The sequence below is a fragment of the Mesorhizobium sp. M0761 genome, from assembly GCF_040320205.1.
Taxonomy (GTDB): Bacteria; Pseudomonadota; Alphaproteobacteria; order Rhizobiales; family Rhizobiaceae; genus Mesorhizobium.
This window is the reverse complement of sequence record NZ_JAMYPF010000001.1, coordinates 242,207-267,687: the sequence shown is the minus strand read 5'-3', so window position 1 is coordinate 267,687 and position 25,481 is coordinate 242,207. Positions and strand designations below refer to the sequence as shown.

Below are 25,481 nucleotides of genomic sequence, written 5' to 3'. Positions count from 1 at the left end.
CTTTGATGCATGTCGTATCGCAAAACCGGATCACTTTTGCTCGATATGCATCAGGTCAGGAGCCGACTTCGTCCACGCCGTCAACGAGCTGCGGGCGCAGGTGCAGATAGCGCGTTGCCTTTCGCTTGGCGGCGATGTCGGCCCAGACGCGTTCGATCTGTGAGGCGGTCAATCCCGCCGCTTGCCCTACCACCTCGGCGGACACGCCGTTGTTGAGGCCGTAGAGACACAGATCCATCCGATCGTAAGGCAGGGAGAAGTAGAATTCTTCCTGCGTCTGCGCCAGCGAGTAGGTGTCGGTGGTCGGCGGCCGGTTGCGGACCTCTTCCGGAATGCCGAGATAGGCGGCTAGCGCATAGACCTGCGTCTTGTAGAGATGCGCGATCGGCTTGACGTCGGCGGCGCCGTCGCCGTTCTTGACGAAGAACCCCTGGTCGTATTCCAGCCGGTTCGGTGTGCCGAGCACGGCGAAGTTCAGCCGGTCGGCATGATAATATTCGAGCTGCTTGCGGGTGCGCTGCTTCATGTTGGTGGCGGCAACGATGCCGAGATAGACCGCCACCGGCATCCGCAGTTTCGTCTGCTTGCCTTGCGGGTCCTGCACCACCAGCGACGAGATGTTGTAGCCCTCGCCTTCGAGCACGTTCGCGATCACGATCTTCGAGGCCCAGCCCTTGCCATAGTCCGGGACCAATTCGCGGATGAAGGCGTCGCGGCGTTCATAGCAGCCCATTGCCCGCAGGGTCGGCCCGATATCCTCCACAACGGCCTCGACGCCGAAAGTGTCGGCGACCAGATGGCCGAGCCGCAGGCTTTCGGGGTCGGAATCGCTTTCCGGCATGAGGACGCACAGCACATTCTGGTGGCCGACGGCCCGCGCGGCCAATGCAGCCGAAACGCTGGAATCTATACCGCCCGAAAGACCGAGCACGAGGCCGCGCTTGCGAATGCCGCGCAACTGCTCGCGCAGGGCCGCCACGATCCTGTCCGTTTCGGCGGCGGGATCGATGACCAGGGCTTGCGTGAAGGCCGGCGCATCCTGGGTTGAGCCGATGTTCATTGCTCGGCCTCCATCATCTCAGCCGCGAGCCGGCGGCTGACCTTGCCCGACTCCGTCTTCGGTAATTCGCTGCGGAACTCTATGATTTTGGGGACCATGAAATCCTCCAGGTGCCGCGCGCAGTGACGAATGATGTCCTTTCCGCCAAGCGCCGGATCGGACCGCACGACGAGCGCGCCAATCGCATGCCCCAGCACCGGATCCGGCACGCCGACGACCACCGCTTCCGCGATACCTGGATGGGCGTGGAGCACTGCCTCCACTTCCTTGGGGGCGACCTTCTCGCCACGCGTCTTGATGATATCGTCCTTACGCCCGACAAAATAGAGAAAGCCGTCCTCGTCGGTCTGGAACAGGTCGCCCGTATAGAGCACCTTTTCCCAAGGGTTAGGCCCCGGCCGGAGCGCTCGTTCCGTCGCGGCCTGGTTGCGCCAATAGCCCTGCATGACGTGCGGACCGCGGATAACGAGCTCACCTGCCACGCCCGCCGGCACGCGTTGTCCAAGGTCGTCGACGACAAAGGCTTCCGTGTTGGGGATGGCTATGCCGACCGACCCTGGCCGGCGGTCAAGTTCCTCGGGTGGCAAATAGGTGCAGCGCTTGCATTCGGTCAGCCCATACATCGAATAGATCCGGACGCCGGGCAGCAGCGAGCGCAGGCGTTCTATGTGGGCTGGCGGCAAGGCGGCCGCGGTGTTGGAAATATAGCGGAGGCTGGGCAGGAAACCCGGCGCCAGATCACGCATCTGCAGGATCATCGCCGCCATGGTAGGCACCAGCGGAAGGCCGGTGACGCCCTCTTTGCGGATGCGTTCGAAGATCTCGTGCGGGAAGGCGAAGGACTTCTCGAGCACCAGCGTGGCCCCGAGCCTGACTGCCATCAGCAACTGATAGAGGCCATAGTCGAAGGCAAGCGGGAGGACGTTCAGGATGATGTCGTCCGGCGCGTTGCGCAGATAGGTGGCGATCGACCCCGCGGCAGCGTCGCAATTGCGATGCGTCATCATCACACCCTTGGGCCGGCCGGTCGAACCTGACGTGTAGATCAGCATCGCAAGGTCGACGTCGATGCCGCGATGGTTCACCTCCGCGCCATCGAACGTCAGGCAGTCAGTCAGGGACGCGGCCCCTGCCGGGCATTGCCCATCGGCCCCAGGGGTGGAAGCCACGAAGATGCCGGTCTTGCCTTGCGATGCGCAGGCTTCGGTGACCACGGGCACCAGCTTCGCCTGCGTCAGGACCGCCCTGGCGTCGCAATCGGCGATGACGTAACCGAGCTTGTCGGCCTTTGTGGAGGGGTTGATCGGACTGAAGGTCGCACCTGCCTTGAGTGCGGCAAAGATCGATACGGCGGCCTCCCAGCAATTGTCCATGAAGATCAGAACGCGGTCGTCGCGCCTGATCCCATTCATGAAGAGAGCGGTGGCCAGCCGGCTCGAAAGGTCGTCGAGTTCTTCGTAGCTCAGCCTTTTGCCCCTGGTGACCAATGCCGTCTTGGCCGGGTGGGCAGCAGCCTTCGCCACCAGAAAATGCTCGATCCGCACGGGACGTTCCTCGCCGTTGGCGCTTACGCTGCCAGCGTTTGTGCTCTCGCCTCGATGAAGGACGAGATGCGGTCAAGCGAGTCCAGGTTGGTCGGAACGATGTCGGCATCCACCATCGCGATGCCGAAATTGTCCTCGATGAAGGCCACCAGCTCAAGCACCGCAGTCGAGTCGATAATGTCGTTCTCGATCAGCGAGGCTGAATCCGACAGTTTGTAGGAGGTGTCGCCGAACAGGAAGTTGTCGACGATAAAGCTTCTGACCCTGTCCTTGATTGCCGTCATCGTGTCTTTCCTTTTCCTCGCCGTCTCAGGCCGCTCTTGCCGCGCCGACCGCTTGGCCGGCGAAATTCTTCTGCCACAGCTGCGTCGACAGAATGCCGACGAAGGCGGCGTTGTCGCGAAATCCGGTCGCGGTCTCCATGCGGCATTTCTCGTGGAGCTTGGCCACCGCCTTGGCGTTGAACAGGCCGCCGGCGGTAATGCTCGCCTCGCCCAGGCAGTCACGAACATAGTCTTGTTCCTCCGCCCCGACGAAGGAGCGGGCCTCCGGGGCGCGGTAAGGTTGCTTGGTGCGTTTACCGATCGCCGCCGGAAGGTGGTGCCTGGCCACCTTGCGCAATATGTGCTTCTCCATCAAGCCTTTCAGTTTCATCTCCGGCGGAAGTCTTGCCGCGAACTCTACCACGCGATGATCCAGGAAAGGAAACCGCCCTTCGATGCCGTGCGCCATGGCCATCCGATCGCCTTGGCTGGAGAGGATGTAGCCGGGCAGGAGGAAGCGGGTTTCGAGATATTGCGCCTGATGCAGCGGATGCCATAGGGAAAACGCCTCGGGTAGGCGGCTGGTCAGCTCTTCAGCTGCGTCATAACCCTTCAACGTCGCGCGCAGGTCGCCGGAAAAGAAGATTTTCGCCGCCGCCGTGGTCTTGAAGCGTGGCCGATGCGAGAACAGCGGATCGTCGAGGGCAGCGTTGCTGGTGCCGAAGAAGGCAGCCAGATACTCCACCGATTGCTGTTGCAGGCCCGGCAGATACGGGTAAAGCCGGCGGAACAGCTGCGGCCTTATGCGCGATGTGGGCTGCCGCCCGCAAAACCGGCGGACACGCGCCTCCTTGAAGACGTCGTAACCGGCGAAGACCTCGTCGGCGCCTTCACCCGTCAGCACCACCTTCAGGCCGGCCTGGCGAACCAGGGCGGACAATTTGTAGAGTGGCGCTGGCGCCGTGCGGATGATCGGCCGCTCGGCAAAGCGGATGACCTCAGGAAAGACGCTGGCGATATCGCGGGCGCCGCATTCTATGGCGTGGTGGCGCGTGCCGAGCGCCGAGGCCATTTCGATCTGAAAGGCGCTTTCGTCATGCTCGGCGCTGTCGAAGGTTACGGAAAATGTCTCCAGTCTCCGAGGAGTCATGCCGGCGGCAAGCGCCGAAACAAGCGAGGAATCGAGCCCTCCGGAAAGATAGGAGCCGACCGGCACGTCGGCCCGCATGCGAAGCCTCACCGCATCGGTCAGAAGGGCTTGCAATTCCTCTGCCGCGTGGTCCTCGTTCGTGATCTTCGACGGCTCATCACGATGCGGATAGTCCAAGTGCCAGTACCGTTTGACCGTGACCTGCCCCTGCGTCGCGATCATCACACTTGCCGGTTCCAACTCGTGGATATTGCGGAACGCCGTGCGCGGAGCGATCGGCGCCCACAGCGTAAAGATCTGATCCAGCGCAATCGGATCAATTTCAGCGGAGACGCCCGGGACCTTTAGCAGGGCTTTGATCTCCGAGGCAAAGTAAAGCACCCCGTCCTTACTTGTGTAGAACAGCGGCCGGACACCCATCCGGTCTCGTGCAAGCACCATTCGTCGCTGCCGATTGTCCCATATCGCCAAGGCGAAATCACCGTTCAGGAGAGACAAGCAGTCTTCGCCCATCTCCTCATAGAGCTGAAGGATGACCTCTGTGTCGCTCGAGGTCCGAAAGTGCCGGCCCTTGGCGATCAGCCCTTCGCGCAGTTCTATGTAGTTGAAAATCTCGCCGTTGAACGCAATCGTCAAATTGCCGGCCTCGTCGGACATCGGTTGCTGGCCATCGCCGATGCCGATCACCGACAGCCGCGCATGCCCGAGCCCGGCATCGGGTGCTACGAATTTCCCTTGCTCATCCGGCCCACGATGGGCAATTGCGGCTACCATGTGCGTGAGCAAAGCTTCCGCATCCCGGATTGACCCGAAATAACCCCCGAATCCACACATCCCTTGAACTCATATTGAACGCTAAGGTACGGAACATAACCTCGATAGTGGCATCTGAGGTTAATCCGATATTTTCACCGAGCATGTGGTTAACAAGGAGTTTGCCACGATGTGGTCTTCGTGGCTAGGACGCGATGGCTCTCCATCACCTCGCGGTTGCGGCCGTAATAGCCGGAACGATAGCCCAGGCGCTCCGACGTGGCGAACCGCCTGGATACAAACGGGCCGCGCGCAACGTGCTGGCGACCTTGAGGCAAATTCAACCGCAGGCTGCTGGGCTGACTATTATCGGGGTAGGTTTTTTCAACGCTTGCAACGGCTTAGTGTTTTCCGACACGCGCCGGGCGCGAACGGACCAGAGCATTTCCAAAAAAGTGTGACACGGTTTTCTCTGCAGAAGCGCGCGGCGCTTCTGCAGCAATTTGCCTCGAAATCAAGAGATGACGGGGGTTTCAACCTGTCTGTGGAACGGTTGATCGCTCTAGGCCTTTTGTCCGGGTTGGCATGGCTGGACACGGGCGGCTAAGGCTGGAAATGTGATTGCACGTCTTCGCTGCCGGGGGGCTGGCCGGAGGACGAGGAGGATGGCGCTGAATTTCGAATATATTGCCGGCCATCCGGCGCTGCACCGTCATGTCGAGGCGCAGTCGAAGGCGCTGCTGCATATCTATGAAACGAGCCCACGCCTGGCTGCCGTGTTCGCCACGCAACAGCGCTGGCTGCTGGCTCACACCGGCCTAGCCCTGCATTTCGCCCGCGACCCGCGCGATCCCCGCACGGAACTGACACTGGCCCGCTTCATCGATGCCGTGCTTCACTATTCCGTCGCCAGCCGCAACACGGCCGAAGCCTTCATCAAGGAGATGCTGTACTATCACATCATCGAATACCTGCCGCACACCGGTGATGGACGAGCCCATCCCTTTCAGGTGACGGCAGCGACGCTGAAGGAATTCGATGGCTGGGTGGTTGCGCATCTGCGCACGCTCGACGGTCTCGACGGCGGCGACCGCCTCGCCGCGTTTCTCAAGCAGCACGGCATGATTGCCAGGCTGCAGCCGCTGGTGGCGGAGGGCCTGCTCTCCTCCAACCCTGTGCGTGAGCCCAAGCAGACGTTTTCGCTGTTCATCTGGCTCAACAATGGCGGCATCGTCATGGATTGGCTGATGTCTGGCATCGATCCCGACAATGCCGGCCTCGACCGGATCCCGACCAGCGTGGTTTCGATCGGCGAATTCGCCAGTTGGCTAAAACTCTCGCGCACCCATCTTGCGCGCAAATTGCGCGACGCCGAAAAGCTCGGCAGCGTCGGCTGGCTGGGCCGGCGCGGGCATTCGGTGATGTGGGTGTCGAACAGCTTCTACCAGGAATACATGACCGTCCAGGCCGCCAAGCTTGCCGTTATCGATGCCGCGTTCGAAGCCTGCCGACCGGCGTCGCCGCACGCTGGCTGAACGTTCGGCGCAGACGCTGTTGCGCAGCCGATCGTGCCGACCGCGAGGACCCGTCCGGGCGCATGGCCGAGGTGGCCTTTCCGCCGTCGGGATACGGACATCTGGACAGCGGGGGCGAAGCCTGAAAGCGGAACGATCCGCGCGAGCGGCAGCGATCCGCCCGACGGGTTCGGGTGGATCAACTGGTCAAAAGCCGGGCGCAGCATCTCAATCGATGTCGAATGACACGCCCTGCGCCAGCGGCAGCGCCTTGGAATAGTTCACCGTGTTGGTGGCGCGGCGCATATAGGCCTTCCAGGCATCGGAGCCGCTCTCGCGGCCGCCGCCGGTTTCCTTCTCGCCGCCGAAGGCGCCGCCGATCTCGGCGCCCGACGTGCCGATGTTGACGTTGGCGATGCCGCAATCCGAACCATCGACGCCGAGGAAGCGCTCGGATTCCTGCAGGTCGCGGGTGAAGATCGACGACGACAGTCCGGCGCCGACCGCATTGTGCTCGTCGAGCACGGCATCGAAATCGGAATATTTCATCACGTAGAGGATCGGCGCGAAGGTTTCTTCGGTGACGGGAGCCACCTGCTTCGGCATTTCGACCAGCGCCGGATGCACGTAATAGGCATCGGGATGGCCATTCTCGACCCGCGAACCGCCGGTCAGCTTGCCGCCGTGAGCGGTGGCTTCCTTGAGCGCCTTCTGCATGGCGTCGAAGGCCGCCTTGTCGATCAGCGGCCCGACGAGCGAAGACGTCTCCAGCGGATTGCCGACCGAGACGCTCTCATAGGCCTTCTTCAGCCGCGGCAGCAGCGCGTCATAGACTCTGTCATGCACGAACAGGCGCCGCAGCGTCGTGCAGCGCTGGCCGGCGGTGCCCATGGCGCCAAAGGCGATGGCGCGCAGCGCCATGTCGAGATCGGCGGTCGGGCAGACGATGCCGGCATTGTTGCCGCCGAGTTCGAGCACGGCGCGGGCAAAGCGCTTGGCCAGACGCGGGCCGACATCCCGGCCCATGCGGGTCGAGCCGGTGGCCGAAACCAGCGCCACCTTCGGGTGGTCGACCAGGATCTCGCCGACGGAGCGGTCGCCAATCAGCACCGGTGCCAGGCCCTGCGGCGCATCCGCGCCGAAGCGCTTGACCGCGCCGGCAAAAATCGCCTCGCAGGCGAGCGCCGTCAGCGGCGTCTTTTCCGAAGGCTTCCACACCACGGCGTCGCCGCAGACCAGCGCCAGCGCCGCGTTCCACGACCACACCGCGACCGGGAAATTGAAGGCCGAAATGACGCCGACGACGCCGAGCGGATGCCAGGTCTCCATCATGCGATGTCCCGGACGCTCGGTGGCGATGGTCAGACCGTAGAGCTGGCGGGAAAGGCCGACGGCGAAATCGCAGATGTCGATCATTTCCTGGACTTCGCCGAGGCCTTCCGACGGGATCTTGCCGACCTCGATCGACACCAGCCGGCCAAGCTCGGTTTTGTGCGCGCGCAACTCCTCGCCGAGCAGCCGCACCAGTTCGCCGCGCCGGGGACCCGGCACCATCCGCCAGGCCTGGAACGCCGTGTGCGCGGCATCGATGGTCTTGGCCGCATCGGCCGGCGAAATCGTCTTCAGCGCCGCGATCTGTTCACCCGTCACCGGGCTGCGCACGACGAGGTCGCCGCCGGTCAGCGCGTCCTTGGCCACACCCAGTTTCGCCAGAAGTTCGGCCGTTTCCTTCGCTATCGTCATTTTCATCCCTTTCAGATCCGCTCGCCATCATAGGGCGGCGGTCGAGCCTTGGCGCCATTATCGCCCGCATGCCGCGGGCGCTGTCATGGCGTGCCATTACTCGTTTCAGGGGAAAATCGCCACCCCGGCATGGTCCAAGCCGGGATTGCACGATTGAGCCACAGGAGGAACAGCTTAGTGCGCTGTCTTCGCCGGCGCCTTCACGGCTCCGTCTCGCATCAGCCGGTCGATATGCATGCGGATATGGGCGGCTTCCGCTGCCGTGTTGGCCAACGCAATGGCGCGATCGAAGGCGACACGCGCCTCTTCGCCACGGCCGAGCTGCATCAACAGACCGCCCTTGAGGCCGAAGAAGTGGAAATAGCCGGACAGCCTCTCGCCAAGCGGCTCGATCATGGCAAGGGCAGCTTCCGGCCCGCGCACCTTGGCGACCGCAACCGCACGGTTCAGCGTCACCACCGGCGAAGGTTGCATCGCCTCCAGCAGGCTGTAGAGCAGGTCGATCTCTGTCCAGTCGGTCTCCTCGGGGGTTGCCGCCCGCGCATGAAGGGCGGCGATCGCCGCCTGCACCTGGTAGGGTCCGGGCTTCTGGTGGCGCAGGGCCTTGTCGACCAGCGCCAGGCCTTCGTCGATCATCTTGCGGCTCCACAGCGAGCGGTCCTGGTCGTCGAGCAGCACGATCTCGCCATTCTCGTCGAAGCGGGCCGGCGCGCGCGCATGCTGCAGCAAAAGCAATGCCGTCAGGCCCATGATCTCCGGCTCGGTCTGGAACAGCCGCAGCAACAGGCGCGCCAGCCGGATCGCCTCCTCGCAAAGCGGCGCACGCGCCGGCGCCTCGCCGCTGTTGGTGGAATAACCTTCGTTGAAGATCAGATAGACCATGGCGGCAACGGCGCCGAGCCGCTCCGAGCGCTCGACCGCGCCGGGCGTCTCGAACGGCACGCCGGCATCGGCAATGCGCGCCTTGGCGCGCGTGATGCGCTGTTCCATGGCGCTTTCGCCGACCAGGAACGCACGCGCGATCTGCTTGACGGTGAGACCGGAGACGATGCGCAGCGCCACCGCGATCTGCTGCGTAGGCGGCAGATCCGGATGGCAGCAGATGAACAAGAGCCGCAATATGTCATCGCGGTAGTGCGCGCCGTCCAGCCGTTCGGCGATATCGCTCTCGGCATCTTCCAGGTCCGAGATCTGGTCCTCTTCCGGCATCGGCGCCTGCTTGGCGCGCTTGCGCACCGCGTCGATGCCGGTGTTGCGGCCGACAAAGATCAGCCAGGCCGCAGGATCGCGCGGCGGCCCGTTCTGCGGCCAGTTCTTGAGTGCCCTCAGGCACGCGTCCTGGAAAGCTTCCTCCGCCGTATCGAGATTGCGGAAATAGCGCAGCAGCGCACCCATAGCCTGCGGGCGGGCAGCGCTGATCGCCGAGCTTATCCAGGCGAGGTCTGTCATGTGGCTACTCTGGTTGGGTTGAAGACGGAAACCGGTCGGATCTCATAGGATCCGCCGCTGGGATTGACCTCGGAAAGCTCGCGCGCGAAGTCGACGGCTTCGTCGAGATCGGCGCATTCCAGCGTGTAGAAGCCGAGGAACTGTTCCTTGGTCTCGGCAAACGGGCCGTCGATGACGACCGATTCGCCCTTGACCTTGCGCAGCGTCGTCGCGGCGGTGGTGGGCAAAAGCCGCGCCACCGGCCCAAGCCGGCCGGCTTGAGCGTATTTTTCCTGCACATGCATGAGCTTTGCCATGACCTCGTCATCCTGTGCCTTGCTCCAGGAGGAGACGACATCTTCGGAGGCATAGCAGAGGATAGCGTAGAGCATGGGACGTCCTTTTCTGTCTCAAAGGACGAAACAGTAGGGCCTGTGCCGACATGGCGTCGACAAAAAAGTTACGCCATTTTTGTCAGCCTTCGCTTGCCTTCAACCATCTCAGCACAAGAGCCTCTTCATCATCGAGACCGTCTATCGATCGCTTGCGCTTGTTGGCCTCGGTCATTTCGCTAAGCAGCCGCCCTTCCACCCAGGCTTCGAAAACCTGTGGATGGATGTAGCATTTGCGGCAGACGGCGCGTGTGTTGCCGAGCCGCTCGGCCACCTTGTCGATGACCGCGTTCATCACACGCTTGGTCTGCGCCTGGCTTTCGGGAAGCTCCGTCCGCGCAAACAGCGACGCGGCATGGATGGTGCCGCCCCAGGTGCGGAAATGCTTGGAGCTGAAATTGGCGCCGATCGCGTCGCGGATATAGCGGTTGACATCGTCGGAACGCACTCCATGCCTCTCGCCGTCCTCGTCGAGATATTGGAACAGTTGCTGCCCCGGAATATCCTGCGCGCCGCGCACGACCCGGGCGATGCGGCGGTCGACCAGCTTCAACTTCCATTCCTTGCCGGACTTGCCCTTGAAGGCAAAGCGCAGGCTGGATCCCTTGATGTCGACGTGGCGGTCGCGCAGCGTCGTCAGCCCAAAGCTCTTGTTGTCGCGGGCATAGGCGGCATTGCCGACCCGGATCATCGTGTTGTCGAGCAGCCAGACAATTGCCGCCACGACGCGCTCGGCCGGCAGGCCACGGCGGCGCAGATCGGCATCGATCCGGCGGCGCAGCTCCGGCAGGCTTTCGGCAAAGGCGACAAGGCTGGAGTATTTGGCGCCGTCGCGCTCGGCGGCCCACAGCGGATGGTAGCGGTACTGTTTGCGCCCGCGCTGGTCGCGGCCGGTCGCCTGGATGTGGCCGGCGGGATCGGGCGAGATCCACACATCCGTCCATGCCGGCGGAATGGCCAGCGCCTTGATGCGGGCAATGGCTGCCGCGCCGACGGCCTGTCCTTTCGCGCCCTTGTAGGAAAAGCCTTCGCCCGCCTTCAGGCGCCGGATCCCCGGCTCGCTGTCGCTGATATAGGTGAGCGAGGCCTGTTCGGCAGCGGTCTGCGCGCCGTTCTTCGGCGCTCCATCGTCCCCCTGTCCGGCAGCCGACCGGCCGGATGGCGTCCCAGATTTGTCAAGCATGCCCGCTCCACGAAATTTTTCTCGTAGATAAGCGCCAAGCGGACTGCTGGTTCCACCCCGTTGCTATGGAATGTGGTCGGGTCCACCAATGGTGGCACCAGCCGGCACGGCCATCCAGAGGCCGCCATCGTCGACGTGAGGCGGATGGTAGTCGCGCCCGGGCGGAATCTGTTCGAACACGGCCCCTGCCTCATCGGCAAGGTAGTCATAGCCCACATCCTGCAGGAGCCCCTTTGGATCAAGGTGGTGGTAGAGATTGCGGCGGGCGATCCGCCGCTTCGGCTCCATCATCTTTAAATGATAGAGGTTGAGCCCGCTGTTGCGGGCCTTGAAACCAAGATCGGGAGGATACCAGAGCCCGTGCAGGTCCTCTGGTCGGTACTTCGCCGGATCGTAGGCTCTGAACAGACGATACTGGAACTTTTCGGCCCACAGCCCGTCGACCCGGTACTCGGTCGGCGAATACAATTCGCGGAGCCGGAACCCCCAGGCCATGCGCCTGTAATCCCCCGTCAGCTGTCCGATCCGCTCCGCGGTACCGCGTTCCAGCCGCTCATCGGGATCAATAGCCAGGATCCAGTCGGCGGCAGCTTCATGCGCTGCGTCGAGCAAGATCCGCCGCCGCTGCGGCTCGCTGCTGAACACGCCGGTCGCCCCGCGATCGTCATAGGCAATCCAGCCGTCAACGACCGGATCGATATTGGTGATCAGATCGGCAACCAGATGCGCGTCATAACGATAGCTGAAAACTGCGACCGTTCTCTGGCGCGTCCAGAACAGTCGGCTCCGTCGCCAGCGTCGAGGCTTGATTTGGCTCGTTATCATTTTCTTGTTGCCGCTTTCACGCGATTTCGCACGCCAATATAGACACCCACGGATTTGACCAGCAGGGCAAGCCAGACAATTGGCATCGACATCATCGCGAAAGTTCGATCCCGCTCGGAAAGCCCGATCTTCGCCAGCTTGCGGGCATTCCGCCGATCGCGAAACGTGTCGCGAAAACACCGAAACGGAGTGTTCAGGGCGAACGCTGCGAGGTAATCGCCGCGGCGACAGCCGCGCCTGTACTGATCGGCAAGCAATCTGGACAGCCGGGTTTCGTTGCGATGAACGGTTTGTACCTTAGGCTCCCAGACCGGCTGCAGTTCCTGCGGCAGGCGCCCCAGGAATTCGGTGTCTTCGGCAGCAGGCATGGTTTCATCGAACAAGCCATATTCATCGAACAGCCGCCGATCGAACGACACGCCGTAACGCAGCGCACGATCCGACGGCAGACCGGGAAGCCGTCGCATGAACATGATCAGATGAGCCGCACAGGCGATCAGATTGCGCGGATGGCTATTCACCATCGCGCTCGCCACGGCGCGGTCGCCAGCCAGATGCCGCTGCATCCGTGCCTCGGCCCAGCCCGAACAGGCGAGGCAATCATCGGCAAGAAAGGCAACGAAAGGCGCTTTGGTGGCCGCAATGCCGAGATTGCGGGCTGCGCCTACAAACAGCCTTCGACCGACCTCGATCACTGGCACCTTGACCCCGGCGCCGGTCAGCAGCGCCATGACCTCGCCTCCGCCCGAGTTGACCACCATGATCTCGAGCGGCTCATCCTGATCCAGCAGGGATGTCACCGCCTCGACGATTTGAGCCGGCGCGCGATAGCCGATGACAATGACGGCAAGCTGCGGCGGGGCTGATTCAGGCACGTTGCAACTGGACGCGCGGAGAGGAAAACCAGCGCCGCAGCGCCAGCTTCAGCTGGTAGCGCCTGCAGCGCCAGGTGTTCGACCGCACCTTCGGCGCCGCCGCCGCGATCCTCAGGAACCGCGCCGCCGTCTCCAGATCACCGCGCGCATAGTGAACCCGGGCGATCTTGAGGGCGACCAGCCCCTCCCTGGTCTTTAGCGACGACAGTGGGATGCCACAGTCAGTCAGCTCGCGCAGCGCCAGCCGCCAGTCGAGAAAGCGGCGCACCGGCCTGGTGATGAAGCGATCATCAGAACGCACTGCCGAAACGTGGTAGATCATGACGGGATGCACGATCAGGGCAAGCGACGCCCTGCCCATCAGCCTGGACCAGAACAGCGTGTCCTCGTCATAGGCAAGCCCGGTCGGGAAGCGCGTGTCGCCGACGACCCGCCGGGAAACCAGCGCACTGCCCACGGCGATCGAGCGAATGTGACCTTCCAGATAGGCCGAGGCATTGGCTATACCGTCTTCTATGTAGCCGGCTGGAAGCTTGAGGTTCCGGTTCTCGCCATCGGTGCGCCGACGGTAGGCGCCGATCACCATGTCGGCGGCCGGTTGCTCCCCCGCCCGGACCAGCATCGACCGCAGCCCGCCCTCCAGATGCAAGTCGTCGGCGTCGATCAGGTAGATCCAGGAGCATTGCGCCTGCGCCAGCGCCACATTGCGGGAGCCGCCCGCGTCCCGGCAGCTGCTCTTGAGCACGCGCAACGGCAACGAGAATTGCGTGGCGGCATTCAGCGCGGCTTCTGCCGTCCCGTCCGAGGAGGAATCGTCGACCAGCAGCACCTCGCCGATAACCTCGGCTTCGGAACGAAGCGAGGCCAGCGTGGCCGCAATGGTTGCCGCCGCATTGTGCGCCGGGATGATGACACTGATTGCCGTCAATACCGAACTCCGCATCAGCATGCCTGCCGACCGATCCTCCCCGAAGTTTCGACCGAGCATAACGGGCATGGCCGTTGTTGAGAAGCTGTGCTTCGAGGCTGTCAGGCCTTCTCGAGCGCGACCGGGATGACGTCGACGGCCTGGTCGCCGACCTGGCCGCCGGTGGTTTTCAGCACGCCGACGATCGGAGCCACGTCGGAATAGTCGCGGCCATAGCCAACGGTGATGTGGTCGTTGCTGGCCCGCATGCCATTGGTCGGGTCGAATTCCTGCCAGCCGGCATCGCGCCCACACCACACCTTGACCCAGGCATGCATGGCATCGGCGCCTTCGAGCCGCGGCTTCCCTTTCGGGGGAATGGTGCGCAGGAAGCCGCTGACATAACCCGCAGGAATACCTAGCCCGCGCAGGCCGGCGATCATGATGTGGGAGAAGTCCTGGCACACGCCCCGCTTCAAACGGAAGGCATCGCTGGCCCCGGTACGCACCGTGGTCGCTTCCCCGTCATAGGTGAAGTCGCGGTGGATGCGGTTGCACAGATCGATGGCCATGCCGACCGTCGAGCCGCCGGCGCTGTCGCGGGCATAGGCGGTGATCGCCGCATCGATGCCGGCATGATCGCTGGCGGCGAGAAAGTGATGCGGTGCATCCGGCGCCAGTGACCGTACGGCGCCGAGTTCTTCCCGCAGGCGCTGCAGATCGGGCGACACGTCGAGCCCAGGCTCCGGCCGTGACACCGACACGCGCGCGCTCATTCTGATGTCGAGCCCGTCATGGACGTCGCGAAAGGCGATCGCGGTGACATTGTTGCCGAAGAAATCGGCAAAATCCGTGCGCTCCGATGGGGTCGGCACAAACGAAAGCGAGGCCGCGATCACGCGCTGCACGCCGGCAATGGTCGGCGGCAATACACGCACCTGATGCCGGCTGCCACCGGCCGCGGCGTCATAATCGTAGCTGAGATGAAGCCTGATATCGTACAGCATGTTAACCGAAATACGCTTTAGCCAGGCTGCTATAGAGGTTGCCGATCTCAGTTGCGAGATCGTCCAGCACCTCCGCCGACATCTCCGATGGCTCCATGACGGCAATTGCCGTGTTGAGCTGCAGGATTTCCTTGGCCGCGACCGACATATGCCCCTCCGGCCCAACCGATGGCAACAGGCCGATCTCCGCCTTCAGCCGTTCGAGCTGGAACAGGATCGAGCGCGGGTTGAGTGGGTCGAGCGCCAAGAGGTCGATCACCGTGCGCCGTCCGGCCCGCACCGGATATTGCCGGCGGTGGGTCATGACGCTGTCGCCGATCTCCAGCATCATGTCGAGCGAGCCGTCCGGCGCACCGGACCTTGTCAGTCGGGCTAGCGTACGGGCGATCTGGATGCCGCGCTCGATCCGCCGGCCGATCTCGAGGAAACGCCAGCCGGTGAAACGGTACATATTCTCGTGCAACAGGCCAGAGAAACCGGCGAGCTTGCGCAGCATGACCGTCATCGCCCGTGTCGCGTCGTCACCCGGCGCCACCGTGGTGGCGAACTGATGAATGGTCTTCGACAGGTCCTTCAGCGCCAGCCAGCCATCGGGCGAAAAGCGGTCGCGGATCTGTCCGGCGCTGTAGACGGCGCTGTCCAGCGTGCCGATCAATCCGGGCGGAATGGCCGCTTCGAGATCGATGCCGAAGGGTTCGAGATAGTCCCTGATATCGGCGAGCAGCAGCATGTCAGGATCGGACGTCTCGGCCAGCCGCACATGATAGGCGCGCAGGATACGCACCGTATCTTCCGAACGCTCGATATAGCGGCCGAGCCAGGTCAGGTTTTCCGCCGCGCGGCTGGGCAGGCTGCCCGGCATGGTGCGGACGAAGCTGTCATGCTCCTGCGGCAGCAGCGTCTCGCGCTCGACCGACCGGTCGCTGACCACCCAGACGTCGGCCGCCTGGCCGCCGCGCTGCATGGCGATGGCCGTCGGGTCGAGCGAAAGGCCGACACGGGCGAAACCGCCGGGCATTACCGTCCAGCCATCGGGCGTGCGCGCGAGATAAACGCGCAGGCTTGCCGGCCGTGGCTCCAGCCAGCCGCCGACATAGACCGGCGTCGTCGACAGCGTCACCGCTTCCTGGCCGACGAAACCGCTGCCATCGCTCTCGATGCGCGCGATCAGCGCGATGCGTTCCTCCGGCGTCAGTGCCGAACCGAGCCTGGTCTGGCCGTCATCCTCAAAGGCCAGCCGCGTCGACAGCGCCGGACCGATCACCATGCGATCGATATTGGCAAGCACATGGGCCCGTTCGGTTGCTTGCCCGCACCACCAGGTCGCCACGCTTGGCAACAGAAGTTCTTCGCCGCGCAATGCGCGCGAAATCTTCGGCAGGAAAGCGAGCAGCGCCCGGGTTTCCATCAAGCCCGAACCCAGCGCATTGACCGTCGAAACCGTGCCGCGGCGGATCGCCTCGACCAGCCCCGGGGTGCCGATATGCGAGTCTGGCCGCAGTTCCAGCGGATCGGCGAAGGCGGCATCGAGCCGCCGCCACAGCACGCTGATCGGCATCAGCCCCGAAACCGTGCGCACCATCAGCTTGCCGCCGGCGACGGTCAGATCCTCGCCCTCGAGCAGCATGATGCCGAGATAGCGGGCGATATAGGCGTGCTCATAATAGGTCTCGTTGAGCGGCCCCGGCGTCAGAATGGCGACGCGGCCGTCATTCTCCTTCGCCATGCCGATCAGAGCATCGCGAAAGCGACGGAAGAAACCGGCCAGGCGATGCACATGCATCTCGCCATAGATGTCGGACAAAGCCCGCGTCGTGGCGACGCGGTTTTCCAGCGCAAAGCCGGCGCCCGACGGTGCCTGCGTGCGGTCGCCCAGCACCCACCAGCTTCCATCCGGTCCACGGCCGAGCTCGAAGGCGCAAAAATGCAGGAAATGACCGCTGGCCGGCATGGTGCCGACGACGGGGCGCAAATATTCGGGGCTCGCCGCAATCAGGCCTGCCGGCAGGATTCCCTTCTCGATCAGCCGGTTCGGGCCATAGATATCAGCGACTATCTCCTCGAAAAGGTCGGCGCGCTGGACGAGACCGGCGCTGATCCCGGCCCATTCCTTGTCTTCGATCAGCAGCGGGATATGCGCCAGCGGCCATTCGCGCTCATTGGCGCCGGCCTTGTCATAGACGCGGTAATAAACCCCGGCGTCGCGCAGATACTGGTCGGCGCGGGCAAAGCGCTGGCCGAGCTTTTCCGGGCCTAGTTCCTCCAACGCCTCGATGAAGGGTGCCCAGGCCGGACGCGGACGGCCCGAAGCATCGACCATCTCGTCGACGACGCCGTCAATCGGCTGGTAGTGCTCCAGCAGACTGTGCCTCAGCGGCTTGCCGCGTATCTTTTTCTGATTCCCCTTTGCCATCGCTGATCAGAGTCTTGCTGGCCGCCTGAGGTCAAGGGTCATGGGGAAGTCTTCAGAGGCTTCTTCATTGCGCAGCACATAGGCCGACGGCGTATGGCCGCGCGGCTCGAAGCGGGCGAGACGCCTCGCCTCGGCCTCATTGCCGTTGACCGGGAACGTGTCGTAGCTGCGCCCACCTGGATGCGCGACATGGTAGACGCAGCCGCCCACCGCCCGCCCCGACCAACGGTCGTAAATGTCGAAGACCAAAGGCGTGTTGACCGGCAGCGCCGGATGCAGGCCCGACGAAGGCTGCCAGGCCTTGAAGCGCACACCGGCCACCGCGACCTCGCGATTGTCGGTGACCTTCATCGGCACGATTCGGCCATTGCAGACAATGGCATGACGTTCCGGGTTGAGGCCTTCGGTCCTGACCTGCAGCCGTTCGACCGAGGAATCGACGAAGCGCACGGTGCCGCCGATGGCGCCTTGCTCACCCATCACATGCCACGGCTCCAGCGCCTGCCGCAGTTCCAGCTTGATGCCGGCATGCTGGACTTCGCCGCAGAACGGAAAGCGGAACTCCAGCTGGGCATCGAACCATTCCGGCCGGAATTCGAAACCGTTGAGCTTGAGGTCGTCGAGCATGTCGAGGAAATCCGCCCAGACATAATGCGGCAGCATGAAACGGTCATGGAGGGAGGTGCCCCAGCGCACGAAGCGGCCATCAAGCGGGTTGTTCCACGCACGGGCGATGATGGCGCGTACCAGCAATTGCTGCGCCAGCGACATGCGCGCATTGGGCGGCATCTCGAAACCGCGGAACTCAACAAGCCCAAGCCGGCCGGTTGGGCCATCGGGTGAAAACAGCTTGTCGATGCAGATTTCCGAGCGGTGCGTATTACCGGTGACGTCAGTCAACAGATTTCGGAACAGTCGGTCGACCAGCCAAGGCAGCGGTGGGTTGCCCTGGCCCGGATGCGGCACCTGCGCCATCGCGATCTCGAGTTCGTAAAGCGAATCGTGCCGCGCCTCGTCGAAGCGCGGCGCCTGGCTGGTCGGGCCGATGAACAGGCCGGAGAATAGATAGGACAGCGACGGGCGCCGCTGCCATTGCAGCACCAGGCTCTTCAACAGATCAGGCCGGCGCAGGAACGGGCTGTCATTGGGCGTCGCGCCGCCGACGACGACATGGTTGCCCCCGCCGGTACCGGTGTGGCGGCCGTCGATCATGAACTTGTCGGCGCCAAGCCGCGTCTGCCGTGCTTCCTCGTAGATCGCCGTCGTCGTCGCCACGCAGTCCTGCCAGTTGGCAGCCGGATGGATGTTGACCTCGATGACGCCGGGATCGGGTGCCACCCTGATAACGTTGAGGCGCGGATCGTGCGGCGGTCCATAGCCTTCGATATGCACGGGAAGGCGGATCGACTTGGCCGCGTTTTCTGCGGCTGCGACCAGTTCGAGATAATCTTCCAGCGCCTCGACCGGCGGCATGAACACGCAAAGCCGCCCGTCGCGCGGCTCGACCGAAAGTGCTGTACGCACCGCGCCGCCGATCTCGGTGATCTCCTGCTCCACCCGGTCTTGCTGGCCGGTCGTCGCAGTGAACGATACCGCCTGCTGGCGCCGCGCCATCTCGTCGGCGCCTTCCAGTTCGGCCGGAGCCGGTTCTGGCAGTATGGCTTCCCGCGCCGGCAGCGGTCCACGCGGCAGCGACGGATCGACCGGCACGATATAGGGGAACTGTGCCGGCGGCACATAAGGCAGCGTGCCCAGCGGCAGGCGGTAGCCGACGGGGGAATCGCCCGGCACCAGGAACAGCCGCCCGCGCCGCGTCTTCCATTTCTCCGAGCGCCAGCGCGGGTCCGATGCCTGGCTGTTCCAGCGCTGGACCGGCAGCACATAGCCGGATGGCTTGGTCAGCCCGCGCTCGAACACTTTCGCCATGCGGCTGCGCTCTTCGGGGTCTTCCAGTTTGGAGTTGGACGGATCGACATTGTCGGGCAGCTTACCTTCCTTCAGCAGCCATTCGGCCGGGTCCTCATAGGCCTCGCTGACCATCGCCTTGTCGATGCCGAGTTCGCCGGCGATTGCCGTCAGCAGGTTTTCCGCCTGCTGCGGCCCGACCTTCGCATCGCTCTTTTCGCGCGCGATCAGCGACGGATCGCTCCATACCGGCTGGCCATCGGTGCGCCAATAGAGCGAAAAGGTCCAACGCGGCAGGCTTTCGCCCGGATACCACTTGCCCTGGCCGTAATGGAGGAAGCCGCCCGGCGCGAAGCGTTCGCGCAATTTACGGATCAGCGCATCGGCCTTTTCGCGCTTGGTCGGGCCGACGGCGGCGGTGTTCCACTCGGCGGACTCGAAATCGTCGATCGACACAAAGGTCGGCTCGCCGCCCATGGTCAGCCTGACATCACCCGCTTGAAGTGCGGCGTCGACCTTGTTGCCCAGCGCATCCAGCGCCTGCCAGCTTTCGTCCGAGAATGGCTTGGTGATTCGCGGATGTTCGGCAATGCGGTCGACACGCATGTCGAAGCCGAACTCGACATTGGCAAAGCTCGCCATGCCGGAAATGGGCGCGGCGTTGCGGAAATGCGGCGTGGCCGCCAGCGGCACATGGCTTTCGCCGGTGAGCAGGCCGGACGTCGGATCGAAGCCGATCCAGCCGGCGCCCGGCAGATAGACCTCGCACCAGGCGTGCAGGTCGGTGAAATCGACAGCGGTTCCGGCTGGGCCATCGAGCGCGACCAGATCGGGCTTCAGCTGGATCAGATAGCCGGAGACGAAACGCGCGGCGAGGCCGAGATTCCTGAGGATTTGCACCAGCAGCCAGCTCGAATCCCGGCACGATCCCTTTTTCGCGGCCAGCGTTTCCTCCGGCGAGAACACGCCGGTTTCCATCCGCACGATATAAGCGATCTCCCGCTGCAGCCGCGCATTGAGGTCGACGACGAAATTGACGGTGTTGGTGGCGCTACGGTCGATGGTTGCGAGGAAAGCAGACAGCAGCGGCCCCGCCGGCTCCGGCGTGCGGTAGATGGCGAGATCGTCCCTGATGTCTTCGGGGTACTCGAACGGGAAGGTCTCGGCCGATGGCTCGACGAAGAAATCGAACGGATTGTAGACCGTCATGTCGGCGACGAGGTCGACCTCGATCTTCAATTCCGTCACTGGTTCCGGGAAGACGAAGCGGGCCAGGAAATTGCCGTAGGGGTCCTGCTGCAGATTGACGAAGTGGTTCGCCGGCCCGACCTTCAGCGAATGGCTGAGCACCTTGGTGCGGGAATGCGGTGCCGGCTGCAGCCTGATGACCTGGGGCCCGAGAACCACCGGCCGGTCATATTTGTAATGGGTCAGGTGGTAGACGGCTGCCAGTATTGCCATGGGGCCCCGGAGATCGGCGTTTCTTCAGCCGAACCCTGACACATCTATTGGCCATTCTCCAAGCAGAGATGTTGCGCTGCACCTAAATTAAGCAGCCGAAGCCGGCTACGCTGTGTCGAGATTCAGGTCAGGCCGAGTCGAAAATGGCTGATACCGAGAACCGGAGCAGAGCGTACTTTTGGTACGCGAGCACCGGAAGCGCAGGTATCGGCCATTTGCAGGCCGGCCTCACTTGAATTCGGCACAGCTTAGAAAAACGCCTGTATCCCCGTCTGAGCCCTGCCAAGGATCAGCGCATGCACGTCATGCGTGCCTTCATAGGTGTTGACCGTCTCCAGGTTCTGCGCGTGGCGCATGACGTGGTAGCCGATCTGGATGCCGTTGCCGCCATGCATGTCGCGGGCCTGGCGGGCGATGTCGAGCGCCTTGCCGCAATTGTTGCGCTTGACGATCGAGATCATTTCCGGGGCCATCTTGCCTTCATCCATCAGCCGCCCGACGCGCAGCGAGCCCTGCAGGCCCAGCGCGATCTCGGTCTGCATGTCGGCGAGCTTTTTCTGGAACAGCTGCGTGCCGGCGAGCGGCTTGCCGAACTGCTTGCGGTCGAGTCCATACTGCCGGGCCCGGTGCCAGCAATCCTCGGCGGCGCCCATCGCGCCCCAGGAAATGCCGTAGCGGGCCCGGTTGAGGCAGCCGAATGGGCCGCCGAGGCCCCTGGCGTTGGGCAGCAGCGCGTCTTCGCCAACCTCGACGCCTTCCATCACCACCTCGCCGGTGATCGAGGCCCTAAGGCTGAGCTTGCCGCCGATCCTCGGCGCCGACAGCCCCTTCATGCCCTTCTCCAGCACGAAACCGCGGATTTCGTCCTTGCCGTTGTCGCCCTTCAGCTTCGCCCAGACCACGAACACGTCGGCGATCGGCGCGTTGGATATCCACATTTTCGAGCCGGAAATCTTGTAGCCGTTCGCCGTCTTCTCGGCCCGCGTCTTCATGCCGCCCGGATCGGAACCGGCATCCGGCTCGGTCAGGCCAAAACAGCCGATCCATTCGCCCGAAGCCAGCTTCGGCAGGTATCTCTTGCGCTGCTCTTCCGTGCCATAGGCATGGATGGGGTACATCACCAGCGACGATTGCACCGACATCATCGAGCGGTAGCCGGAATCGACCCGCTCGACCTCGCGCGCCACCAACCCGTAGGTGACGTAATTGGCGCCGAGCCCGCCATATTCCTCAGGGATGGTGATGCCGAGCAGGCCGGCCTCGCCCATCTCGCGAAAGATGCCGGCATCGGTCTTTTCCTCGAGATAGGCCTCCTCGATGCGCGGCGCGAGCTTGTCGGCGGCAAAGGCGGCCGCGCCATCGCGCACCATGCGCTCATCCTCGGAAAGCTGGTTCTCGATCAGGAAGGGGTCTTCCCAAACGAACGCGTTCTTGTCGGCGGCCATGGCTTCGCTCTCTCCCAAAATCTTGAAGTGCTCGGGCTTATCCGCCTTCGCTTCGGAAAAATCAAACAAAATTGCATCACCGATCAATGAGGTTTAGTAATGGATCATGAACGTCCAACGCCGGCTTTTGCCCAGCACCAGCGCCCTTGCCGCCTTCGAGGCCGTGGCCCGCCTTGGCTCCTTCACCGCTGCCGCCCAGGAACTCGATTTGACCCAAGGGGCCGTCAGCCGCCAGATAGCCCTTCTGGAGGAACAGTTCGGCCGCCGGCTGTTCGAGCGCGACAGCCGCAATGTTCGGCTGTCCACGGCGGGCGAAATCTATGCCGAAGCCGTGCGGGCGGCACTCGGGCAATTGCGCGACGCCGCGCTCGGATTGATGAGCAATCGGCATAGCGGCATGCTGAACCTCGCCATACTGCCGACCTTCGGCACGCGCTGGCTGATGCCTCTGATCCCGGATTTCGTCGCAGAAAACCCTGACATCACCATCAACTTTGTCACCCGCATCGGCCGCTTCGACTTCGCCCGCGAGCGGCTCGACGCCGCCATCCATCATGGCCAGCCCGACTGGCCGGACGCCGATTCCACATTGTTGATGCGCGAAACCGTGATGCCGGTGGTTTCGCCCGACTTCCTTGCCAGCCGCGATATCACCACGGCGGCCGACATCAGCCGCCTGCCGCTGCTGCACATGGCGACGCGTCCCGGGGCCTGGGGCGAATGGTTCGAGGAACAGGGCTTGAGCGCACCGATCGGACCCGGCATGCAGTTCGAGCAATTCGGCACCGTTGCCCAAGCCTGCATGGCGGGGCTTGGCGTCGCGCTCCTGCCGCAAGTTCTTATCGCCGGCGAATTGCAGCGCGGTCAGCTCGTTCCGGCGCCGGGACAGCCGATGCAAAGCCGCAGCGCCTACTACCTCGTCGTCCCGAACGACAAGCGCGGCCACCCGCCCGTCGTCAGCTTTCGCGACTGGCTGCTGGGCCAGGTTGAGAAGGAACCGGCCGTTCTGGCCTGGTAGCTACTTCCGCTTCATCGGCACGGTTTCCGGCTGGAAGCGCAGCGTTTTTGCGACTTGCGTTCGGCAACTTTCGCATCGAGCTTGCTTTTGATCCGGGCGAAAGCCTGGTCTCCATCGACCGAACTGCCACTCGCCATGCCCTCGTCCCAAAGACGCCCCAACTCTTGGACACTCACTTTCTCGAAACTTGCCATATCGCGCGTATCTCCACACAAGGATGGTAGATAACGCTCTAGCGATTGCAAGGAACCATTCGAGGCTACTTCCGCTTCAAGGCATCGGCCAGTGCTGCGCCAAACGCGCCTTGCTGTGCCGGTCGTTCCGGCTGACGCCGCGGCATCGGCGAAGGTTGCGCCGGCTTGCCGCCGCCATTGTCGCGCGGCCCCTTCGGCGTCCCGCCCTCGCCGCCGTCCTTGCGCATGGACAGCGCGATGCGCTTGCGCTTGATGTCGACATCGACGACCCGCACCTTCACCACGTCGCCGGCCTTCACCACCTCATGCGCGTCCTTGATGAAACGATCGGCCAGTTGCGAGACATGCACCAGCCCGTCCTGGTGCACGCCGATATCGACGAAGGCGCCGAAGGCAGCGACATTGGTGACGGTGCCTTCCAGAAGCATGCCGGGCTTCAGATCCTTGATGTCGTCGATGCCATCGGCAAAGGTTGCGGTCTTGAAGCCGGGGCGCGGGTCGCGGCCGGGCTTTTCCAGCTCGGCAATGATGTCGCGCACCGTCGGCAGGCCGAACCGTTCGTCAACGAAGACGCGCGGATCGAGCGCCTTGAGCGCTGCGCTGTCGCCCATCAGCGAGCGCACATCGCGGCCGCAGGCAGCGACGATCTTCTTGGCCACGCCATAGGCTTCCGGATGGACCGACGAGGCGTCGAGCGGCTCGCTGCCATTGGCAATGCGCAGGAAGCCTGCGGATTGTTCGAACGCGCGCGGTCCAAGCCGCGCCACCTTGAGCAGTCCCTTGCGGCTGGCGAACGGCCCGGTCGCATCGCGATGCGCGACAATGGCATCGGCAAGCGACGCGCCTAGGCCTGACACGCGGGCCAAAAGCGGCGCCGAGGCGGTGTTGAGATCGACGCCGACAGCATTCACCGCGTCCTCCACCACCGCCTCCAGCGAGCGGCCAAGCCGGTACTGGTCGACATCATGCTGGTACTGGCCAACGCCGATCGATTTCGGCTCGATCTTGACCAGTTCGGCGAGCGGGTCCTGCAGGCGCCTGGCGATCGACACCGCACCGCGCAGCGACACGTCGAGCCCGGGAAACTCAGCCGCCGCTGTCGCGGAGGCCGAATAGACCGAGGCGCCGGCTTCGCTGACGATCACCTTGAGCGGCTTTGGCCCACCATCCGAAGGCATGTCGGACAGCATGTGGGCGACCAGCTTTTCAGTCTCGCGGCTGCCGGTGCCGTTGCCGATCGAGATCAGCTCGACCTTGTGCAGGCGGATGAGCTTGGCGAGTTCCGCCTGCGTGCCGCGCACATCGTTCCGCGGCGGAAATGGATAGACCGTCGTCGTCGCCAGCACCTTGCCGGTGCCATCTACCACCGCGACCTTGACGCCGGTGCGGATGCCGGGATCGAGCCCCATGGTCGGCCGCGATCCGGCGGGCGCTGCCAGCAGCAAATCCTTGAGGTTGCGTGCAAAGACATGGATCGCCTCTTCCTCCGCCCGCTCGCGCAGGTCACGCATCAAATCGAGCGTCAGGTGCAGCGAAAGCTTGATCCGCCAGGTCCAGCCGACGACTTCCATCAGCCAGCGGTCGCCCGGCAGGCTGCCGCCGATGGCGTAGGCATTGGCGATCATCCGCTCGACCGGCTTCACCGGCGAGGCATCGTCGGCATCGACCTCTATGTCGAGCGACAACACCTCTTCGTTGCGGCCGCGCAGCATGGCCTGCGCACGGTGGCTCGGAACATTGGCCCAGCGCTCGACATGCTCGAAATAGTCGGAGAATTTCGCCCCGGCCTCCTGCTTACCGTCGACGACACGGGCACGCATGAAAGCGCGCTCCTTCATGTAGGTGCGAAGCTTGCCGACCAGATCGGCATTTTCCGCGAACTGTTCCGACAGGATGTCGCGTGCGCCTTCCAGTGCGGCCTTGGCGTCGGTCAAATCCTCGGTCACATAAGCCAGCGCCGCCTCGGCGGGCACCAACGACCGGTTGGCCAAAATAGCCTCCGCCAATGGCCCCAGCCCGCGCTCCCGGGCGATCTCGGCCTTGGTGCGGCGCTTGGGCTTGTAGGGCAGGTAGATGTCTTCCAGTTCAGCCTTGGTGGCGGCAGCCACAATTTTGGCCTCAAGTTCCTCGGTCAGCTTGCCCTGCTCGCGGATCGAACCGAGAATGGTATCGCGGCGCGCATCGAGTTCGCGCAGATAGGCCAATCGCTCGGCAAGGTCGCGCAATTGGGTGTCGTCGAGCCCGCCGGTGACCTCCTTGCGGTAGCGCGCCACAAACGGCACCGTCGCGCCCTCATCGAGCAACCCTATAGCTGCTGATGCTTGCTCCGGCCGCGCCCCGATCTCTGCCGCGATGATGGATGCGATGCGTTTGCTGTCTGCTGCCATGCTGGTCCCTGTCG

Annotated in this window: 19 protein-coding genes; 2 read left to right on the top strand and 17 right to left on the bottom strand. The window is 63.7% G+C overall.

Features of this window, described 5'->3' with window-relative positions; translation table 11 throughout:
• Nucleotides 1–55 precede the first annotated feature (55 nt).
• The 4 genes from nadE to asnB are packed head-to-tail and all read right to left on the bottom strand — an operon-like array spanning nt 56 to nt 4,851.
• Nucleotides 56–1,060, bottom strand: coding sequence for an NAD(+) synthase (nadE, locus tag NKI32_RS01300; protein ID WP_353001584.1), 1,005 nt, complete (start codon nt 1,058–1,060; stop codon nt 56–58).
• Nucleotides 1,057–2,604 (bottom strand): class I adenylate-forming enzyme family protein, encoded by a 1,548-nt coding sequence (locus tag NKI32_RS01295; RefSeq protein ID WP_023686310.1) that lies wholly within the window; start codon nt 2,602–2,604, stop codon nt 1,057–1,059. Before NKI32_RS01295 ends, nadE begins: the two co-directional genes overlap by 4 nt.
• Nucleotides 2,605–2,627: 23 nt before the next feature.
• Nucleotides 2,628–2,888, bottom strand: coding sequence for an acyl carrier protein (locus NKI32_RS01290; RefSeq protein ID WP_023686311.1), 261 nt, complete (start codon nt 2,886–2,888; stop codon nt 2,628–2,630).
• Nucleotides 2,889–2,913: 25 nt separating this feature from the next.
• Nucleotides 2,914–4,851, bottom strand: coding sequence for an asparagine synthase (glutamine-hydrolyzing) (gene asnB / locus NKI32_RS01285; protein WP_353001582.1), 1,938 nt, complete (start codon nt 4,849–4,851; stop codon nt 2,914–2,916).
• A 584-nt stretch (nt 4,852–5,435) separates the two neighbouring features.
• Between asnB and NKI32_RS01280 the strand changes: the two genes are divergently transcribed.
• Nucleotides 5,436–6,305: a hypothetical protein gene (locus NKI32_RS01280; RefSeq protein WP_352650618.1), complete on the top strand. Its 870-nt coding sequence runs from the start codon at nt 5,436–5,438 to the stop codon at nt 6,303–6,305.
• A gap of 207 nt (nt 6,306–6,512) precedes the next feature.
• On the opposite strand, the gene amaB is transcribed toward NKI32_RS01280, so the two are convergent.
• The 11 genes from amaB to NKI32_RS01225 all read right to left on the bottom strand — a co-directional run bounded on the left by amaB (nt 6,513) and on the right by NKI32_RS01225 (nt 21,868).
• Entirely contained in the window at nt 6,513–8,027 is a 1,515-nt protein-coding gene (gene amaB / locus NKI32_RS01275; protein WP_353001580.1) for an L-piperidine-6-carboxylate dehydrogenase, read from the bottom strand.
• A 174-nt stretch (nt 8,028–8,201) separates the two neighbouring features.
• Nucleotides 8,202–9,476, bottom strand: a complete 1,275-nt coding sequence (locus NKI32_RS01270; RefSeq protein WP_023683451.1) for an RNA polymerase sigma factor — start codon at nt 9,474–9,476, stop codon at nt 8,202–8,204.
• Complete coding sequence (locus tag NKI32_RS01265) at nt 9,473–9,847, bottom strand: YciI family protein (protein WP_023671781.1); 375 nt, start codon at nt 9,845–9,847, stop codon at nt 9,473–9,475. The genes NKI32_RS01270 and NKI32_RS01265 overlap by 4 nt, the downstream gene beginning before the upstream one ends.
• Nucleotides 9,848–9,929: 82 nt before the next feature.
• Complete coding sequence (locus NKI32_RS01260) at nt 9,930–11,030, bottom strand: DNA topoisomerase IB (RefSeq protein WP_023703952.1); 1,101 nt, start codon at nt 11,028–11,030, stop codon at nt 9,930–9,932.
• Between the two features lie 63 nt (nt 11,031–11,093).
• Entirely contained in the window at nt 11,094–11,855 is a 762-nt protein-coding gene (locus NKI32_RS01255) for a hypothetical protein (protein ID WP_023686315.1), read from the bottom strand.
• The gene (locus NKI32_RS01250) at nt 11,852–12,730 is read right to left on the bottom strand and encodes a glycosyltransferase family 2 protein (protein ID WP_023707661.1); all 879 of its coding nucleotides are present in this window, start codon (nt 12,728–12,730) and stop codon (nt 11,852–11,854) included. Before NKI32_RS01250 ends, NKI32_RS01255 begins: the two co-directional genes overlap by 4 nt.
• Nucleotides 12,723–13,658, bottom strand: a complete 936-nt coding sequence (locus tag NKI32_RS01245) for a glycosyltransferase family 2 protein (protein WP_023686317.1) — start codon at nt 13,656–13,658, stop codon at nt 12,723–12,725. The genes NKI32_RS01250 and NKI32_RS01245 overlap by 8 nt, the downstream gene beginning before the upstream one ends.
• A gap of 101 nt (nt 13,659–13,759) precedes the next feature.
• The gene (locus NKI32_RS01240; RefSeq protein WP_023683456.1) at nt 13,760–14,644 is read right to left on the bottom strand and encodes a transglutaminase family protein; all 885 of its coding nucleotides are present in this window, start codon (nt 14,642–14,644) and stop codon (nt 13,760–13,762) included.
• 1 nt (nt 14,645) lies between these two features.
• A complete protein-coding gene (locus NKI32_RS01235; protein ID WP_353001578.1) occupies nt 14,646–17,057 on the bottom strand; it encodes a circularly permuted type 2 ATP-grasp protein in 2,412 nt (803 codons plus the stop codon).
• A gap of 6 nt (nt 17,058–17,063) precedes the next feature.
• Nucleotides 17,064–20,423 carry a transglutaminase family protein gene (locus NKI32_RS01230; protein WP_353001577.1) on the bottom strand — a complete coding sequence of 1,120 codons (3,360 nt, stop codon included), beginning with the start codon at nt 20,421–20,423 and terminating at the stop codon, nt 17,064–17,066.
• Nucleotides 20,424–20,671: 248 nt separating this feature from the next.
• Nucleotides 20,672–21,868 (bottom strand): acyl-CoA dehydrogenase, encoded by a 1,197-nt coding sequence (locus NKI32_RS01225; protein WP_353001574.1) that lies wholly within the window; start codon nt 21,866–21,868, stop codon nt 20,672–20,674.
• Between the two features lie 106 nt (nt 21,869–21,974).
• On the opposite strand from NKI32_RS01225, the gene NKI32_RS01220 reads away from it, so the two are divergent.
• The gene (locus NKI32_RS01220) at nt 21,975–22,886 is read left to right on the top strand and encodes a LysR family transcriptional regulator (protein WP_023686321.1); all 912 of its coding nucleotides are present in this window, start codon (nt 21,975–21,977) and stop codon (nt 22,884–22,886) included.
• Nucleotides 22,887–22,897: 11 nt separating this feature from the next.
• Here the strand turns inward: NKI32_RS01220 and NKI32_RS01215 are convergent, their stop codons facing one another.
• Nucleotides 22,898–23,080: a hypothetical protein gene (locus NKI32_RS01215; RefSeq protein WP_023820690.1), complete on the bottom strand. Its 183-nt coding sequence runs from the start codon at nt 23,078–23,080 to the stop codon at nt 22,898–22,900.
• A gap of 65 nt (nt 23,081–23,145) precedes the next feature.
• Nucleotides 23,146–25,467, bottom strand: coding sequence for a Tex family protein (locus NKI32_RS01210; RefSeq protein WP_353001573.1), 2,322 nt, complete (start codon nt 25,465–25,467; stop codon nt 23,146–23,148).
• Nucleotides 25,468–25,481: the final 14 nt, after the last annotated feature.